Below are 15,297 nucleotides of genomic sequence, written 5' to 3' on the forward strand. Positions count from 1 at the left end.
GCTGTACCGGTGCGGGGAGCAGGCCCGCGCGCTGGAGGTGTACGAGCAGGGGCGGGAGGGCTGGCCGAGGAGCTGGGCATCGACCCGTCCCCGCAGCTGCAGCGGCTGCACGCCCTGGTGCTGCGGCAGGACCCGGCCCTCGACCCGCCCGTCGACCGGCCCAGCCCGAGCACCCCGCCCCCGCCGTCCCCGGTGTCCGGCCAGGTGGCGGCGGGCGCGCCGGACGCGCTCGTGGGCCGCGCGGCCGAGGTCGACGCGTGCACCGCGGCCTGGCGGACCGCCCTGTCGGGACGGCCGACGGCGGTGGCCGTGGTCGGGGAGGCCGGGATCGGCAAGACCCGCCTCGCCGAGGAGGTGGGGCAGCGGGCCAGCGCCGGCGGCGCCGAGCTCGTGTGGGGCCGCTGCCTGGACGGCGGGGGCAGCGCGGCGTACGCGCCCTGGCGGCAGGTGGTGCAGGCGCTCGCGGACAGCCGCGGGCCGGAGTCCGTCGCCCGTGCCAGCGCTGGCCGCGGGGCCGGGGCCCTGGTGCTGCTGCCCGGTGCCGGAGGCGCCTCCGCCGCGGTCCCCGCGGCGTCTCCGGAGGTCGCCCGCACCCACCTCTTCGAGGGCGTGACCGCCTTCCTGGAGGTCCTGGCCGCCGAGCGGCCGCTGCTCCTGGTGCTGGAGGACCTGCACTGGGCCGACCCCGAGACCGTGCAGCTCACCGAGCACGTCGTCTCCCGCGCGGCGCGGGCTCCGCTGTGCGCGCTGCTCACCGTCCGCGACCCCGAGCCGGGCGCGGCGGAGGCGACGGACCGGGTGCTCGAGCTGGTGAGCCGGCTGCCCACCGGTGAGCGCGTGCAGCTCGTGGGTCTGTCCCCCGACGACGTGCAGCGCTACGCCGCCTCGCGCCTGGAGGTGGCCGTCGACGCGTCCGTGGCGCAGCGCCTGCACGCGCGCACCAACGGCAACCCCTTCTTCATCGCTGAGCTGGTGCGCCTGCTGGGCGAGGAGCGGGCGGTGGCCGGGCGCGCCGACGTCGAGGTGCCTCGCAGCGTGCACGCCGTGCTGGAGCGGCGCCTGGCCCACCTCGGCTCCGACCTGCGCGCGGTGCTGAGCGCGGCTGCGGTGCTGGGGCGGGACGTCGACGTCAGGCTGCTCGCCGGTGTGCTGGGCCGCAGCCCGCTCGACCTCCTGGAGCCGCTGGACGCCGCGGCCACCGCGGGCGTGCTCCGGTCCGCGGGCGCGGCTGGTCAGCAGCAGTTCACCCACGCGCTCGTGCAGGAGGTCCTGCTGGCGGCCACCGGGCCGATGCGGAGGGCCGCGCTGCACGCCCGCGCCGCCGACGTGCTGGAGGCCCAGTACGCCGGTGACCTCGCCCGGGTGGCGGCGCGCCTGGCGCACCACCACGTGGCCGCCGGCGCCGTGGGAGACCCCGAGCGCGCGGTGCGGGCCTGCCTGCTCGCCGCCTCGACGGCGCTGGCCGACACGGCTTACGCCGACGCCGAGCGGCACCTGACCACCGCGCTGGAGCTGGTGCCCAGCGGCGGCGGGTCCCGGTCGAGCGAGCTGGAGCTCGAGGTGCGGGTGCGCCTGGCCGCCCTGGCCTCGCTCGTCCACGGCTACGGCGCCGCCGACGTGCTGGCCCAGCAGCGCCGCGCGCAGCAGCTGGTGGCGCTCGTGGGCACCCCGGAGCAGCGGCTGTCGACGCTGTGGGGGGCCATGTGGTCGGCCATCTTCCGCGGCGACTTCACCGCGGCCGACGAGCAGGCCGACGAGATGGGCCGGGTGGCCGAGCGCTGGCAGGACGACCAGCTGCGCCTGGCCCACCACCACGGCAAGGGCGTCGTGCACGTCCAGACCGGCCGCATCGCCGCGGCCCGCGCCGAGCTGGAGCTGGCCACAGCGCTCGCGGCGGACCTGGCCGCCGGGCGCCGCGGCGGCGTCACCCCCGTCGAGCTGCTGGAGCACCCGCTGGTGTCCGCACCCGGGTGGCTCGCCCTGGTGCTCGGCCTGCTGGGCGAGGACGACGCCGCCGACGCCTGCGCCGAGCAGGCCCGCACCGCGGCGCGCAGCCTCGGGCACGCCTACTCCGCGGTCTTCCTGGCCGTGCTCGAGGGCTGGCGGCACGTCTTCGCCGACCGGCCCCGGGAGGCGGTGAGGGTCAGCGACGAGGGCCGGGAGACCGCCCGCACCCAGGGCTTCCAGCAGCTGGAGGCGTTCTGCCTCGGACCCCACGGGTGGGGGCTGGCGAGGTCCGGGGGACCCGGCGCCGTCGAGACCGGAGCGGCGGAGATCCGCGCCGCGCTGGAGGTGTTCGAGTCCCTGCCCGGTGGAGCGTCGACGGGCAACCTGCTGTTCGCGCTCTGCGAGGCGCTCGGCGCGGCGGGCCGGTGGGAGGAGGCGCTGCAGGCCGGCCGTCGGTCGCTGGCGGCGCTCACCGAGCGCGGCGAGGAGCCCTACCTCCCCGCGGTGCACCGCGCCCTGGCGGAGTGCCTGCGCCGCACCGGCGCTCCGGCTCGGGAGGCCGCCGAGCACGAGGCGCTGGCCCGTGCGGTCGCCGAGCGCACCGGCGCCGTGGCGCTCCTGCGGCGCTCGGCAACCGAACGGCAAGGGGTCGGCTCCACCCTCGGAGCATGACCGCACCCGACCCCTTCCCCGACACCCTCGAGCAGCTCTTCGGACCCGCACCCGCCGCGGCCCCCGCCGCCCCGGTCGAGCCGCCGAGCGCCGCCGACCCACCCGCCGCGGCAGGAGCGGCCGGCCCCGCCCTCGGGGGCTGAGCCCCGGTGGACGGCGTGAGGTTCGAGGTGCTCGGACCGCTGCGGGTGCTGGACGCCGGCGGGCGCGACCTGGGCACCGGGGCACCGCAGCAGCGGGCGGTGCTGGCGGTGCTGCTCGCCGAGGCGGGGCGCACGGTCAGCGCGAGCGCCCTGGTCGACGCGGTGTGGGGGGAGGACGCCGGCGAGGCAGCGGTCACGTCCCTGCAGGTGGTGGTCTCCCGCACGCGCAAGCGGCTGGGTGCCGCCGCCGGTGTGCTCGTGACGGCGCCCCCGGGTACCGGCTGCGCGTGGAGCCGGGCCACCTGGACGCCCACCGCTTCGCCGCGCTGCTGACCCGGGCGCGCGAGCGCTTCGCGCAGGACGCCCTCGCGGAGGCGCGCACCGACGTCACCGCGGCGCTGGCGCTGTGGCGCGGTGAGCCGTACGCCGACGTCCGCGCCGGCGTGGTCGACGCCGAGGTCACCCGCCTGGAGGCGCTGCGCCTGACCGCGGTGGAGCTGGCCGCCGAGCTGGACCTGGCGCTCGGACGGCACGCCCAGGTGGCAGAGCGGCTGCCGCTGGACGTGGCCGAGCACCCCCTGCGCGAGAGCCTGCGGGGCTCGCTGGTCCTGGCGCTGTACCGGTGCGGGGAGCAGGCCCGGGCTCTGGAGGTGTACGAGCAGGGGCGGGAGGTGCTGGCCGAGGAGCTGGGCATCGACCCGTCCCCGCAGCTGCAGCGGCTGCACGCCCTGGTGCTGCGGCAGGACCCGGCCCTGGACCCGCCGCCCGCGGCCCGGCCGACCCGACCGACCCGGCCGGCCCGGCCGGTCGGTCCCGCCGCGCCCGCCGCCGGGCAGGAGCGGGACGCGCTGGTGGGGCGCTCCGCCGAGATCGCCGCCTGCGGGACCGCCTGGCGCAGCGCTGCCGCCGGCACCGCGGGCGTGCTGGCGCTGGTGGGTGAGGCCGGCATCGGCAAGACCCGACTGGCGGAGGAGGTCGGACACCAGGCCGCGGCGGACGGCGGCCTCGTCGCCTGGGGGCGCTGCCTGGACGGCACCGGCGCCGCGCCCTACGCGGCCTGGCGCCAGGTGGTCCGGGCGCTGGCCGACGCCCGGCCGGAGGCGGTCGAGCGCGCGACGAGCGGCGCCGGGGCCGGTGCGTCCCTGCTGCTCGAGGCGCTGCGCACCGGCGACGAGGCCCGCGGCCCGGCCGGGTCTCCCGAGGCCGCCCGCACCGCCCTGTTCGAGGGGCTGACGGCGCTGCTGCGGGTGGTGGCGGACTCCGGACCGCTGCTGGTGGTGCTGGAGGACCTGCACTGGGCAGACCCCGAGACGGTGCTGCTCACCGAGCACGTCGCCGCCCACCTGGTCGCGGCGCCCGTGTGCCTGCTGCTCACCGTGCGGGACCCCGAAGGCCGCGGGGCCCTGGACGGCGGGTGCCCGTCAGACCGGGTGCTCGCCCTGGTCAGCCGCCTGCCCGGTGCCGTGCGCGTCGACCTGGAGGGGCTGTCCCCCCAGGACGTGCAGCGCTACGCCGTGCAGGCGCTCGACGCGCCGGTGGCCCTGGAGGCGGCGCAGCGCCTCCACGCGCGCACCAACGGCAACCCCTTCTTCATCGCCGAGCTGGTGCGCCTGCTGGGCGAGGAGCGAGCCAGCCGCGGCCGCGCCGACGTGGAGGTGCCCCGCAGCGTCCAGGCCGTGCTCGAGCGGCGCCTGGCGCACCTGGGGGCCGGGCTGTCCGCCGTGCTCAGCGCGGCGGCGGTGCTGGGGCGCGACCTCGACGTGCGGCTGCTCGCCGGGGTGCTGGGGCGCAGCCCGCTCGACCTCGTCGACGACCTCGACACGGCCACCGCCGCGGGTGTCGTGCGTCCCGCCCCCGAGGGCGGGCAGCAGTTCACCCACGCGCTGGTCCAGGAGGTGCTCCTCGCCGCCACCGGCCCGATGCGCCGCGCTGCGCTGCACGCCCGCGCCGCGGACGTGCTGGAGGTCCAGCACGCCGGCGACCTCGCGCGCGTGGCCTCCCAGCTGGCGCACCACCACGTGGCCGCCGGCGCCGTGGGAGACCCGGAGCGCGCCGTGCGCGCCTGCCTGCTGGCCGCCGAGGTGGCCGAGGCGGAGGCCGCCCACGACGAGGCCGAGCAGCACCTGCGCACCGCTCTGGAGCAGCTGGGCTCCGTGCCCGGGTCGGTGGCGGCGGAGCTCGAGCTGGAGGTCCGGGTGCGCCTGGGCTCCCTGCTGACGCTGCTGCACGGCTACAGCGGCACCGCGGTGGCCGCCGAGCGCCGCCGGGCGCTGGAGCTGGTGGCCCAGGTGGGCACCGCCGAGCACGCCCTGTCCGCCCTGTGGGGCGCCTGGGGCGTCGCGCTGGTCTCCGGCGACTTCCCCGCCGCCGAGCAGGCGGCCTTCGAGCTGGCGCAGGCCGCGCAGCGGCGCCAGGACGACGTGCTGCTGCTGGCCCACCACCACGCCCTCGGCCAGGTGCGGATGCACCAGGGCCGGCTGCCGGAGGCCGCCGAGCACCTGCACCGCGCCGGCGTCCTCACCCACGAGAACCTCGAGGGGGTCAACCTCGCGGTCTTCCTGCAGCACCCGGTGGTGACGGCTCCGGCCTGGCTCGCCTTCGTGCTGACCCTCCTGGGCGACGACGACGCCGCGCACGTCCGTGCCGAGGAGGCGCGGCGGGCGGCCGTGCGGCTCGGCCACGACTACACCTCCGCCTACCTCACGATCCTGGAGGGCTGGCGCTGCATCTTCCGGCGAGCGCCCGCGGAGGCGCTGGCGACCACCGAGGCGGGCATGGCCATCTCCCGCGAGCAGGGCTTCGACCAGCTGCTGGCGTTCGCCCTCGCCCCGCACGGCTGGGGGCTGGCGCACACCGGGCGCACCGAGGAGGGCCTCGCCGAGTCGGAGCTGGGGCTGCAGCTGTTCTCCCAGCTGCCCGGCGGGCACATGTTCGACTCCCCGATGGTCGGCGTGCTGGCCGAGGTGCTCGCGGCGGCCGGCCGCCACGAGGAGGCGCTCGCCGCCGCCCAGCGGGCCGTGGCCGACGCCGACCGCACGGGGGAGAGGTTCTACCTGCCGGCCGTCCACCTGCAGGTCGCGGCGCTCGCGGAGCGGACGGGCGCGGCGGCCGACGTCGTCGCACGCCACCGCGAGATGGCCGAGCGCACGGCGGAGGAGACCGGCGCCGTCGGCCTGCTGCGCCGCGACCCCAGCAGCGCTCAGGAGAGGGCTTCGACCACGTGGTCGACGCACGCCGTGAGCGCGGAGACGTCGTGCGGGTCGACGGCGGGGAACATGCCCACGCGCAGCTGGTTGCCGCCGAGCCCGCGGTAGGGCTCGACGTCCACCACGCCGTTGGCGCGCAGCACCGCCCGCACCGCGGCGGCGTCGACCGACGGGTCGAGGTCGACGGTGCCGACCACCGGTGAGCGCAGCGTGCGGTCCCGCACGGCCGGGCGCGCGTACTGGCTGGCCTCGGCCCACTCGTACAGGCGCGAGGCCGACTCCGCCGACCGCGCCGCCGCCCACTCCAGGCCGCCCCGGTCGAGCATCCACTCCACCTGCTCGGCGAGCATGAGCAGCGTCGCCACCGCCGGGGTGTTCACCGTCTGCTCGCGCCGGCTCTCCGACAGCGCCGCGAGCAGGTCCAGCGAGCCGGGCACCCAGCGGCCCGGCTGCAGCTCCTCGGCGCGCGCGACCGCGGCGGGGGACAGCAGCGCCAGCCACAGCCCGCCGTCGGAGCCGAAGGACTTCTGGGGGGCGAAGTAGTAGGCGTCGGCCTGCGAGGCGTCCACCGGCACGCCGCCAGCGGCGGAGGTCGCGTCGACGAGCACCAGCGCGTCGTCGTCGTCCGCCAGCCCGCGGGGGCGGACCACCGGGAGCACCACACCCGTGGAGGTCTCGTTGTGCGGGTAGGCGTACGCGTCCACACCCGGCTCGGCGGCGACGGCCGGGGCGCTGAACGGCTCCGAGCGGCGCACGTCGGGGGCGGCGAGGAACGGGGCCGCCGCGGTCGCCTTCGCGAACTTCTCGCTGAACGCGCCCAGCACGAGGTGCTGGGCGCGCTCGCGGACCAGGCAGGTGGTGGCGACGTCCCAGAAGGTGGTCGACCCGCCGTTGCCGAGCACCACCTCGTAGCCGTCGGGCAGGGAGAACAGGTCCGTCATCCCCGCGCGGGTGCGCGCCACCAGCGAGCGCACCGGCAGCTGGCGGTGGGAGGTGCCGAGCACGGTGCGGCCGACCCCGGCGATGGCGGCCACCTGGTCGTCGCGGACCTTGGACGGGCCGGAGCCGAACCGGCCGTCGCGGGGCAGCAGCGACGGCGGGACGGTGATGGTGGGCACACCCGCGGCAGCGGGGCCCGGACCTGACGTGTCGCGAACGCTCACGGCGTGCATCCTGCACCGTGTGGAGAGCGTGAGCAGCGAGCTGGCCGAGCACCGCGTCGACTACTCCGACGCCGGCCTGGACGCCACCGACCTCGCCCCGACCCCGCTGGAGCAGTTCCACCGCTGGTGGGACGAGGCGAGCTCCGACCCGAGGATCGCCGAGCCGAACGCCGTGGTGCTGGCCACCGCGGACTCCCAAGGCCTGCCCGACGCGCGCACCGTGCTGCTCAAGGGCGCTGACGCCCGCGGGTTCGTCTTCTACACCAACCTCGGCTCCGCCAAGGCCCGCCAGCTGGCCGCCGTGCCCCACGCGGCGCTCGTCCTGCCGTGGCACCCGCAGCAGCGCCAGGTGCGCGTGCGGGGGGCGGTGGAGCAGGTGAGCCGCGAGGAGAGCGCCGCGTACTTCGCCTCCCGCCCGCGCGGGTCGCAACTGGGCGCCCACGCCTCCCGGCAGAGCGCCGAGGTGGCCTCGCGCGAGGACCTGGCGCGCGCCTACGAGGAGGCGGCCGCCCGCTTCCCCGAGCCGGGCGAGGTGCCGCTGCCCGACGGGTGGGGCGGGTTCCTGGTGCGGCCGGTGGAGGTGGAGCTGTGGGTGGGGCGCCGCTCCCGGCTGCACGACCGGCTGGTCTACCTGTCGGTCAGCGGAGGGCCGGCGCCCCTGGACGACGCCGGCGCGTGGCGGGTCGTCCGCCGCCAGCCGTGAGTCACTGCTGCAGGGCGAGCTCCACGGCGAGCACGGCGCGGCCCTCCCAGCCCGGCTCGTCGCGGCGCACCACCTGCCGGTAGACCTCCTCGGCCTGCCGGCGCACGGGGACGTCGGGGTCGAGCGCGCGGAAGTACTCCTCGTGCAGCGCCAGCGCCGCGATCCCGGCCTCCTCGGTGTCCGTGACGTCGACGACGTGGGTGGGGGCGGTGCTGTTCGCGACGACGACGCGGCGCACGCCCTTCCAGGGCGCGAAGCCCTCGTGGCCGAGCTCGGGGAAGATCCAGCGGTTGGCGGCGTCGGCGACGGCGTCGAGCACGGTGCGGCCCAGCGCCCGGTGGTCGGCGGAGTTCCAGCTGCCGGGGCCCCAGGTGTCGTGGTGGTTGATGGTCACCACGAGGTGCGGGCGGTGCTGCCGGACGGCGCGGGCGATGTCGAGGCGCAGGTCGATGCTCTCGGTGAGGCGGCCGTCGCGGTGGCGGAAGAACTCCACCTCCCGCACGCCCACGGCACCCGCGCTGGCCAGCTCCTCGGCCTCGCGCAGCGGGCCCGCCTTCGCCGGCGGGACGGTGTCGATCCCCGCCTCGCCGGAGGTGGCCATCGCGTAGACCACCTGCTTGCCCGCCGCCGTCCAGCGGGCCACGGCGGCGGCGGTGCCGTACTCGACGTCGTCGGGGTGGGCCACCACGCACAGCACCCGGTCGAAGTCCTCGGGGAGGCCGGGCAGGGGCGTCGGGGCGGCGTCGCTCACGCGGCCATCGTGGCAGCCGCCGACGGGCCGGGAAAAAGGTCTCGACGCCCCGCGGAAGCGGACGTAGCGTGGAGGCACACGGGAGAGGAGGTGATCCGAGAAGTGGTTGTTCTTCGGACGCGTGAGGTGACTGCCCGCTAGCCGTCAGGCAGCGTGAGCCACCCGGACGGCCTGCTAGTCCCAGGCAGTCACCGGAGCCCGCGGGAGTCGCGCCCTCGTCCAGCGCGACGCCCCCTCCAGGTCGGAGGGGAGCCCGCGGGCTCTTCCACGCCCTGGGAGGCGGCGGGGACGCCCCTGACAGGTGCCTGAGGCACCATGGACCCGATGTCCGCGCTGCTCCTCGACACGGCCCCGCTGCGCTCCTCGCCGGAGTACCGGCGGCTGTGGATCGGTCTCACCCTCGCCGGGGTCGGCAGCCAGCTCGGGGTGACCGCCGTGGCGCTGCAGGTCTACGAGCTGACCCGCTCGTCGTTCGCCGTCGGCCTGGTGGGTCTGGTCTCCTTCGTCCCGCTCGTGGTGCTCGGCCTCTACGGCGGCGCCCTCGTGGACGCCCACGACCGGCGCCGCGTCATCGTGCTGTCCTCGGCGGCCCTGCTCGTCGCCTCGGTGCTCATCGCCGGCCAGGCCTGGCTCGACGTCGGCTCCGTGGTCCTGCTGCTGGGGCTGGTGGCCCTGCAGAGCGCCGCGTTCGCCGTGAACTCCCCGGCGCGCACCGCGATCATCCCCATGCTCGTGCCGGTCGAGCAGCTCCCGGCCGCCAACGCCCTCGGCACGCTGTCGATGAACCTCGGCGTCACCGTCGGGCCGCTGGTCGGCGGCCTGCTGGTCGGCACGGTGGGCTTCGGGCCCGCCTACACGATCGACGTCGTCACGCTGCTCGTCGCCCTGGTCACCGTGCTGAGCCTGCCGCCGCTGCCGCCCCTCGGCGGCGCGCGGAAGGCCGGCCTGGCCAGCGTGCTGGAGGGCCTGCGCCTGCTCAGGGGCTGGCGCAACGTGCGCATGACGTTCCTGCTGGACATCTGCGCGATGGTGCTCAGCCAGCCCCGTGCCCTCTTCCCCGCCGTCGGAGCCGTCCTCATCGGGGGAGGGGCGACGACGGCGGGCGTGCTCGCCTCGTCCGTGGCCGTCGGGTCCGTGCTCGCCAGCCTCGTGTCCGGGCCGCTGGGGCGCGTCCACCGCCACGGCGTGGCCATCGCGGTGTCGGTGGCGGCCTGGGGCGCCGCGATCGTCGCGTTCGGCCTGGTGCTGCTGCTGGCCTCGCCGTCCGCCGCGCACACCGGGTCGGTCACCTCGACCGCCGTGCCCTGGGCGTCGTGGCACCTGTGGGCGGCCTGCACCGCCCTGGCGGCGGCCGGCGCGGCAGACGCCGTCAGCTCGGTGTTCCGCCAGACCGTGCTGCAGTCCGCCGCGCCCGACTGGGCCCGCGGTCGCCTGCAGGGCGTCTTCATCGTGGTGGTGGCCGGCGGCCCCCGCCTGGGCGACCTCGTCGCCGGGGCCGACGCCGACGCGCTGGGTGAGGCGCTGGCGGCGGTGGTCGGCGGCGTGGCGTGCGTGCTCGCCGTCGTCGTCCTCATGGCCTGGCAGCGGGGGTTCCTGCGGTACGACGCGCGCGACCCCGTCCCCTGACCTCGCGAGGACGGCGCGTCAGCTGCGCACCGCGGCGTAGCGGGCCAGGGCCTCCTCGCGCTCGGCCCTGTGGTCGACGATGCGCTCGGGGTAGCCGTGGTCGTAGCCGCCGGCGTGGTCCCACGGGGAGTGGGCCGCCTTGCCGGCCAGGTGCCGCAGCTCGGGCACGTAGCGGCGCACGTACTCCCCGTCCGGGTCGAACTTCTCGCCCTGGCTGACGGGGTTGAACACCCGGAAGAACGGCGCCGCGTCCGTGCCGGAGCCGGCGGTCCACTGCCAGCCGTGGTTGTTGCTGGACAGGTCCCCGTCGCGCAGCCACCGCATGAAGTACCGCGCGCCGTGCTGCCACTCGAGGTGGAGGTCCTTGACGAGGAAGCTGGCCACCACCATCCGCACCCTGTTGTGCACCCAGCCCTCGGTGCGCAGCTGGCGCATGCCGGCGTCCACGAACGGGAAGCCGGTGCGGCCCTCCTGCCAGGCCTCCAGGTGCGCCTTCCCGTCACCGCGGGCGGGGGAGTCGAAGCGCATGCCCGCCAGCTGCGGGCGGTAGTACTCGCGGGCCGAGTCGGGCCGGTGCCACAGCACGTCGGCGTAGAACTCCCGCCAGACGAGCTCGGTGCGGAACGTCTGGCCGCCCTTCGTGGCGCCGTGCCGGCTGGCGGCGAGGTCGGCCAGCAGGGTGCGCGGGTGCACCTCGCCGTACTTGAGGTGCGCGGACAGCTGCGAGGTGCCGTCGCGGTCGGGGCGCTCGCGGTCGGTGTCGTAGTCGTCGAGCCGCTCCTGGAACGCCTCCCAGCGGCGCAGGGCGGCCTCCTCGCCGACGTCGGGGAGCGTGAGGTCCCCTCGCATGAGCTCCTCGGGGTCGTCCGGGACCTCCTCGCCCTCCACGCGGCGCACCCAGCGCAGGTCCTGCGGGGGCGAGGCGGCGGGCTCGGGGTGGCCGTGCGCCGTCCAGGCGCGCGAGAACGGCGTGAAGACCTGGAAGGGCGCGCCGTCGCCCTTCACCACCGTGCCGGGGCCGATGGCGTAGGGCGTGCCGGTGCGGACCAGCTGGACGCCGTCGCCGGCCAGCGCCTCCTCGACGCGCTCGTCGCGGGCGCGGCCGTAGGGGCCCGCGTCAGCGGTGACGTGCACGTGCTCCGCGCCCACCTCGCGGGCGACCTGCCGCACGACGTCCTCCGGCTTCCCGGACCGGACCACGAGGGCTCCGTCGGCGCTGGCCGACCACGCCCGCAGCGACCGGAACAGCCACGCGGTTCGCGTGGGGCCGGCGGGGCCGAGGAGGGCCGGGTCGAGCACGAACAGCGGGAGGACGCCGGAGCCGCCGGCCTCCTCGGCAGCGGCGAGCAGGGCCGGGTGGTCGCGCAGGCGCAGGTCGCGGCGCAGCCAGAGCACGGTCGAGGTCACGCGGGGAGCGTCGCGCACGGGGAGCGCCTCGGCCACCGCAGCGGACCCGGATTAGCGTGACAGCGTGCAGACCCACCAGGTCCGAGCCCACCGCAGCGACGAGAACCTGCCGCGCGAGGAGCAGCTGGCGTGGAAGCTGGCGCAGCTCGCCGCGGACACCACCGCCCTGGCGAGCATCGACGACGACGTCGTCGACATGGTCGTCAACCGCGTCATCGACGACGCCGCCGTGGCCACCGCGTCGCTGACGCGGGCACCCGTCCTCGCCGCCCGCGCGCAGGCGATGGCCCACCCGGCGTCCGGCGCCGCCCCCAGCCAGGGCACCGGGTCCACCGTCCACGGCGCCCCCGGGCGCTACGGCCCGGAGTGGGCCGCGTGGGCCAACGGCGTGGCGGTCCGCGAGCTGGACTTCCACGACACGTTCCTGGCCGCCGACTACTCCCACCCGGGCGACAACATCCCGCCGGTCGTCGCGGTCGCCCAGCACCTGGCCGCCAGCCAGGGGCCCTTCGGCGGGGTCACCGGCGCCGACGTGGTGCGGGCCCTGGTGACCGCCTACGAGGTGCAGATCGACCTGGTGCGGGGCATCTGCCTGCACGAGCACAAGATCGACCACGTCGCCCACCTCGGCCCCTCGGCCGCCGCCGGCCTGGGCACGCTGCTGCGCCTGCCCACCGAGCAGGTCTTCCACGCCATCGGCCAGGCGCTGCACACCACCACCGCCACGCGGCAGTCGCGCAAGGGCGAGATCAGCACGTGGAAGGCGCACGCCCCGGCCTTCGCCGGCAAGGCCGCCGTCGAGGCCGTCGACCGCGCGGTGCGCGGCCAGACGAGCCCCACGCCCATCTACGAGGGGGAGGACGGCGTCATCGCGCGCCTGCTCTCGGGCTTCGGGCACGTCTACGAGGTGCCGCTGCCCGAGGCCGGCGAGCAGCGCCGGGGCATCCTCGACAGCTACACCAAGGAGCACTCCGCGGAGTACCAGGCGCAGGCCTGGATCGACCTGGCCCGCCGCCTCGGTGCGGAGCACCCGGCGCTGCGCGACCCCGCCCAGGTGCGGTCGATCGTGCTCCACACGAGCCACCACACCCACCACGTCATCGGCTCCGGGGCCAACGACCCGCAGAAATACGACCCCACCGCGAGCCGCGAGACGCTCGACCACTCGATCCCGTACATCGTGGCGGTGGCTCTGCAGGACGGCGGCTGGCACCACGAGCGCAGCTACACCCCCGAGCGCGCCGGCCGCCCGGACACCGTGTCGCTGTGGCGGAAGGTCACCACCGTCGAGGACCCGGAGTGGACCCGCCGCTACCACGACCCCGACCCCATGGAGCGGGCGTTCGGCGGCCGCCTGGAGGCCGAGCTGGCCGACGGGAGCCGGGTGGTGGAGGAGATCGCCGTCGCCGACGCCCACCCCGCCGGCGCCCGGCCGTTCGCCCGGGCCGACTACGTCGCCAAGTTCCGCACCCTGGCCGAGGGCGTGCTCGACGACGACGAGGTGGAGCGCTTCCTCGACGTCGCCCAGCGCCTGCCCGACCTGGGGCCCGGTGAGCTGTCGCAGCTGACGGTCCGCGCGCGCACCGCCACCCCGGCGGGAGGGATCTTCTGATGCTCCACGCTGCGAAGACCGCGTCGCAGAAGCGCCAGGCCCTGCGCGCCGGGCTCGCGAGCGGGCAGCTGCAGCGCTTCGTCGGGGCCTTCACGCCCCTGTCGACGTCGCTGGTGGAGGGCAGGGGCTTCGAGGGCGTCTACGTCTCCGGTGCCGTGGTCTCCGCGGAGCTGGGCCTGCCCGACATCGGCCTCACGACGCTGACGGAGGTCGCCCAGCGCGCCGCGCAGGTGGCCCGCACCACCGACCTGCCGGTGCTCGTCGACGCCGACACCGGCTTCGGGGAGCCCATGAACGTCGCCCGCACCGTGCAGGTGCTGGAGGACGCCGGGGTGGCCGGGCTGCACCTGGAGGACCAGGTCAACCCCAAGCGCTGCGGCCACCTCGACGGCAAGCAGGTGGTCGGCCGGGAGGTGGCCGCGCAGCGCATCGCCGCCGCCGTGCGCGCCCGGCGCGACCCCGACCTGCTGGTCATGGCCCGCTCCGACGCCCGGGCCGTGGAGGGCCTGGACGCCGCGGTGGACCGGCTGAAGGCCTACGTCGACGCCGGGGCCGACGCCGTCTTCCCCGAGGCGATGCTGTCGCTGGCCGACTACGAGCGCGTCATCGCGGCCGTCGAGGTGCCCGTGCTCGCGAACATCACGGAGTTCGGCAAGGCGCCGCTGTTCACCCACGCCCAGCTGGCCGAGGTCGGCGTGCGGATCGCGCTGCACCCCGTCAGCCTGCTGCGGACGGCGATGGGCGCCGTCGAGCGGGCGCTGGACGCGCTCGCGACCACGGGGACCCTCGAGGGGGAGGTGCCGTCGATGCTGACGCGAGCGCGGCTGTACGAGCTCGTCGACTACGCCGGCTACAGCGACTTCGACGCCGACGTCTTCACCTTCGAGGTGCCCGACGGCGAGAAGGGCGTGCAGGCGTGAGCGAGCACGAGATCAAGCGCGGACTGGCCGGCGTCGTCGTCGACACCACCGGGGTCTCCTCGGTGACCGCGCCGGCCACGGGGCCCTCGGAGCTGCTCTACCGCGGCTACCCCGTGCAGGACCTCGCCGCCCGCTGCACGGTCGAGGAGGTCGCGCACCTGCTCTGGTACGGCGAGCTGCCCACCACCGAGCAGCTCGTGGCCTTCGAGCGCGCCGAGCGGGAGCAGCGGGCGCTGCCCGACGCCGTCGTCGCCGTCCTCGACGCCCTGCCGGTGGACTCCCACCCCATGGACCTCGTCCGGACCGCGGTCAGCGCCATCGGCGCCACCTGGCCGACGCTGGCGCCGGAGGAGCGCACCCGCGAGGACGACCTGGCCCGCGCGCTGCAGCTGTTCGCGCAGCTGCCCGCGGTGGTGGCGCGGGTCCAGCGGCGCCGGCGCGGCCTGGAGCCGCTGCCGCTGCGCACCGACCTCGGCTGGAGCGCGGCGTTCCTCGCCGCGGCGTTCGGGCAGGAGGCGGCGCCGGAGGTGGTGCGGGCCTTCGAGGTGTCGATGGTGCTGTACGCCGAGCACTCCTTCAACGCCTCGACGTTCACCGCGCGCGTGGTGACCTCCACGCTGGCCGACTACCACTCGGCCGTCACCGCCGCCGTCGGCGCGCTCAAGGGCCCGCTGCACGGCGGGGCCAACGAAGCCGTCATGGGTGTGCTCGCCGAGGTCGGCAGCGCTGACCGGGCCGTCGAGTGGGTGGCGAGGGCGCGGGCCGAGAAGCGCAAGGTCATGGGCTTCGGGCACCGCGTCTACAAGACCGGCGACTCGCGCGTGCCCACGATGAAGGCCGCCCTCGACGTCATGGTCGAGCGGGAGGGCCGCCGCGACCTCGCCGAGCTGTACGACGCCGTCGAGCAGGCCATGGCCGACGCCACCGGCATCCGCCCGAACCTCGACTACCCCAGCGGCCCGGCGTACGCGCTCATGGGCTTCGACACCGAGCTCTTCACCCCGCTCTTCGTCATGGCGCGGGTGCTGGGGTGGACGGCGCACGTGCGCGAGCAGGTGGAGGCGAACGCCCTGATCCGCCCGCTGTCGCAGTACACCGGCCCTGGTCGGCGGTCGATCACCGGCAACTAGGCTGCTCGCAGGACCGG

General features: G+C 76.5%; 12 protein-coding genes. 9 read left to right on the top strand and 3 right to left on the bottom strand.

Translation table 11 applies throughout. The features are described from left to right. Positions 1-9: 9 nt before the first annotated feature. The 4 genes from FHN55_RS23755 to FHN55_RS11960 are packed head-to-tail and all read left to right on the top strand — an operon-like array spanning position 10 to position 6,076. Positions 10-2,619, top strand: a complete 2,610-nt coding sequence (locus FHN55_RS23755) for an AAA family ATPase (protein ID WP_139712548.1) — start codon at positions 10-12, stop codon at positions 2,617-2,619. Next, entirely contained in the window at positions 2,616-2,762 is a 147-nt protein-coding gene (locus tag FHN55_RS22710) for a hypothetical protein (protein WP_180357796.1), read from the top strand. Before FHN55_RS23755 ends, FHN55_RS22710 begins: the two co-directional genes overlap by 4 nt. A gap of 6 nt (positions 2,763-2,768) precedes the next feature. Beyond that, positions 2,769-3,095: a winged helix-turn-helix domain-containing protein gene (locus FHN55_RS11955; protein WP_139712549.1), complete on the top strand. Its 327-nt coding sequence runs from the start codon at positions 2,769-2,771 to the stop codon at positions 3,093-3,095. Next, a complete protein-coding gene (locus FHN55_RS11960; RefSeq protein WP_180357797.1) occupies positions 3,050-6,076 on the top strand; it encodes a BTAD domain-containing putative transcriptional regulator in 3,027 nt (1,008 codons plus the stop codon). The genes FHN55_RS11955 and FHN55_RS11960 overlap by 46 nt, the downstream gene beginning before the upstream one ends. Here FHN55_RS11960 and serC read toward each other — a convergent pair. Then, the gene (serC, locus tag FHN55_RS11965; protein ID WP_218974614.1) at positions 5,962-7,086 is read right to left on the bottom strand and encodes a phosphoserine transaminase; all 1,125 of its coding nucleotides are present in this window, start codon (positions 7,084-7,086) and stop codon (positions 5,962-5,964) included. The two genes, FHN55_RS11960 and serC, sit on opposite strands and share 115 nt — an antisense overlap. Positions 7,087-7,159: 73 nt before the next feature. Between serC and pdxH the strand changes: the two genes are divergently transcribed. Further along, positions 7,160-7,834, top strand: coding sequence for a pyridoxamine 5'-phosphate oxidase (gene pdxH / locus FHN55_RS11970; RefSeq protein WP_257570917.1), 675 nt, complete (start codon positions 7,160-7,162; stop codon positions 7,832-7,834). A 1-nt stretch (position 7,835) separates the two neighbouring features. Here the strand turns inward: pdxH and FHN55_RS11975 are convergent, their stop codons facing one another. Then, positions 7,836-8,585, bottom strand: a complete 750-nt coding sequence (locus FHN55_RS11975; protein ID WP_218974606.1) for a PIG-L deacetylase family protein — start codon at positions 8,583-8,585, stop codon at positions 7,836-7,838. Positions 8,586-8,909: 324 nt separating this feature from the next. Between FHN55_RS11975 and FHN55_RS11980 the strand changes: the two genes are divergently transcribed. Further along, the gene (locus tag FHN55_RS11980) at positions 8,910-10,211 is read left to right on the top strand and encodes an MFS transporter (RefSeq protein ID WP_139712553.1); all 1,302 of its coding nucleotides are present in this window, start codon (positions 8,910-8,912) and stop codon (positions 10,209-10,211) included. Positions 10,212-10,229: 18 nt separating this feature from the next. Here FHN55_RS11980 and FHN55_RS11985 read toward each other — a convergent pair whose 3' ends face one another. Then, positions 10,230-11,618 carry a deoxyribodipyrimidine photo-lyase gene (locus tag FHN55_RS11985; protein ID WP_139712554.1) on the bottom strand — a complete coding sequence of 463 codons (1,389 nt, stop codon included), beginning with the start codon at positions 11,616-11,618 and terminating at the stop codon, positions 10,230-10,232. Positions 11,619-11,682: 64 nt separating this feature from the next. On the opposite strand from FHN55_RS11985, the gene FHN55_RS11990 reads away from it, so the two are divergent. The 3 genes from FHN55_RS11990 to FHN55_RS12000 are packed head-to-tail and all read left to right on the top strand — an operon-like array spanning position 11,683 to position 15,280. Next, complete coding sequence (locus FHN55_RS11990; RefSeq protein ID WP_139712555.1) at positions 11,683-13,230, top strand: MmgE/PrpD family protein; 1,548 nt, start codon at positions 11,683-11,685, stop codon at positions 13,228-13,230. Further along, the gene (gene prpB, locus FHN55_RS11995; RefSeq protein ID WP_139712556.1) at positions 13,230-14,150 is read left to right on the top strand and encodes a methylisocitrate lyase; all 921 of its coding nucleotides are present in this window, start codon (positions 13,230-13,232) and stop codon (positions 14,148-14,150) included. Before FHN55_RS11990 ends, prpB begins: the two co-directional genes overlap by 1 nt. Further along, positions 14,147-15,280: a bifunctional 2-methylcitrate synthase/citrate synthase gene (locus tag FHN55_RS12000; protein WP_139712557.1), complete on the top strand. Its 1,134-nt coding sequence runs from the start codon at positions 14,147-14,149 to the stop codon at positions 15,278-15,280. The genes prpB and FHN55_RS12000 overlap by 4 nt, the downstream gene beginning before the upstream one ends. The last annotated feature ends 17 nt before the right edge of the window (positions 15,281-15,297 follow it).

The sequence above is a fragment of the Streptomyces sp. NP160 genome (assembly GCF_006335115.1).
Lineage (GTDB): Bacteria > Actinomycetota > Actinomycetes > Actinomycetales > Quadrisphaeraceae > Quadrisphaera.

Excerpts from the sequence above, each read along its gene's own strand:
- prpB (WP_139712556.1), top strand. The coding sequence starts at position 13,230 with ATGCTCCACGCTGCGAAGACCGCGTCGCAGAAGCGCCAGGCCCTGCGC.
- FHN55_RS22710 (WP_180357796.1), top strand. The coding sequence starts at position 2,616 with ATGACCGCACCCGACCCCTTCCCCGACACCCTCGAGCAGCTCTTCGGA.
- FHN55_RS11980 (WP_139712553.1), top strand. The coding sequence starts at position 8,910 with ATGTCCGCGCTGCTCCTCGACACGGCCCCGCTGCGCTCCTCGCCGGAG.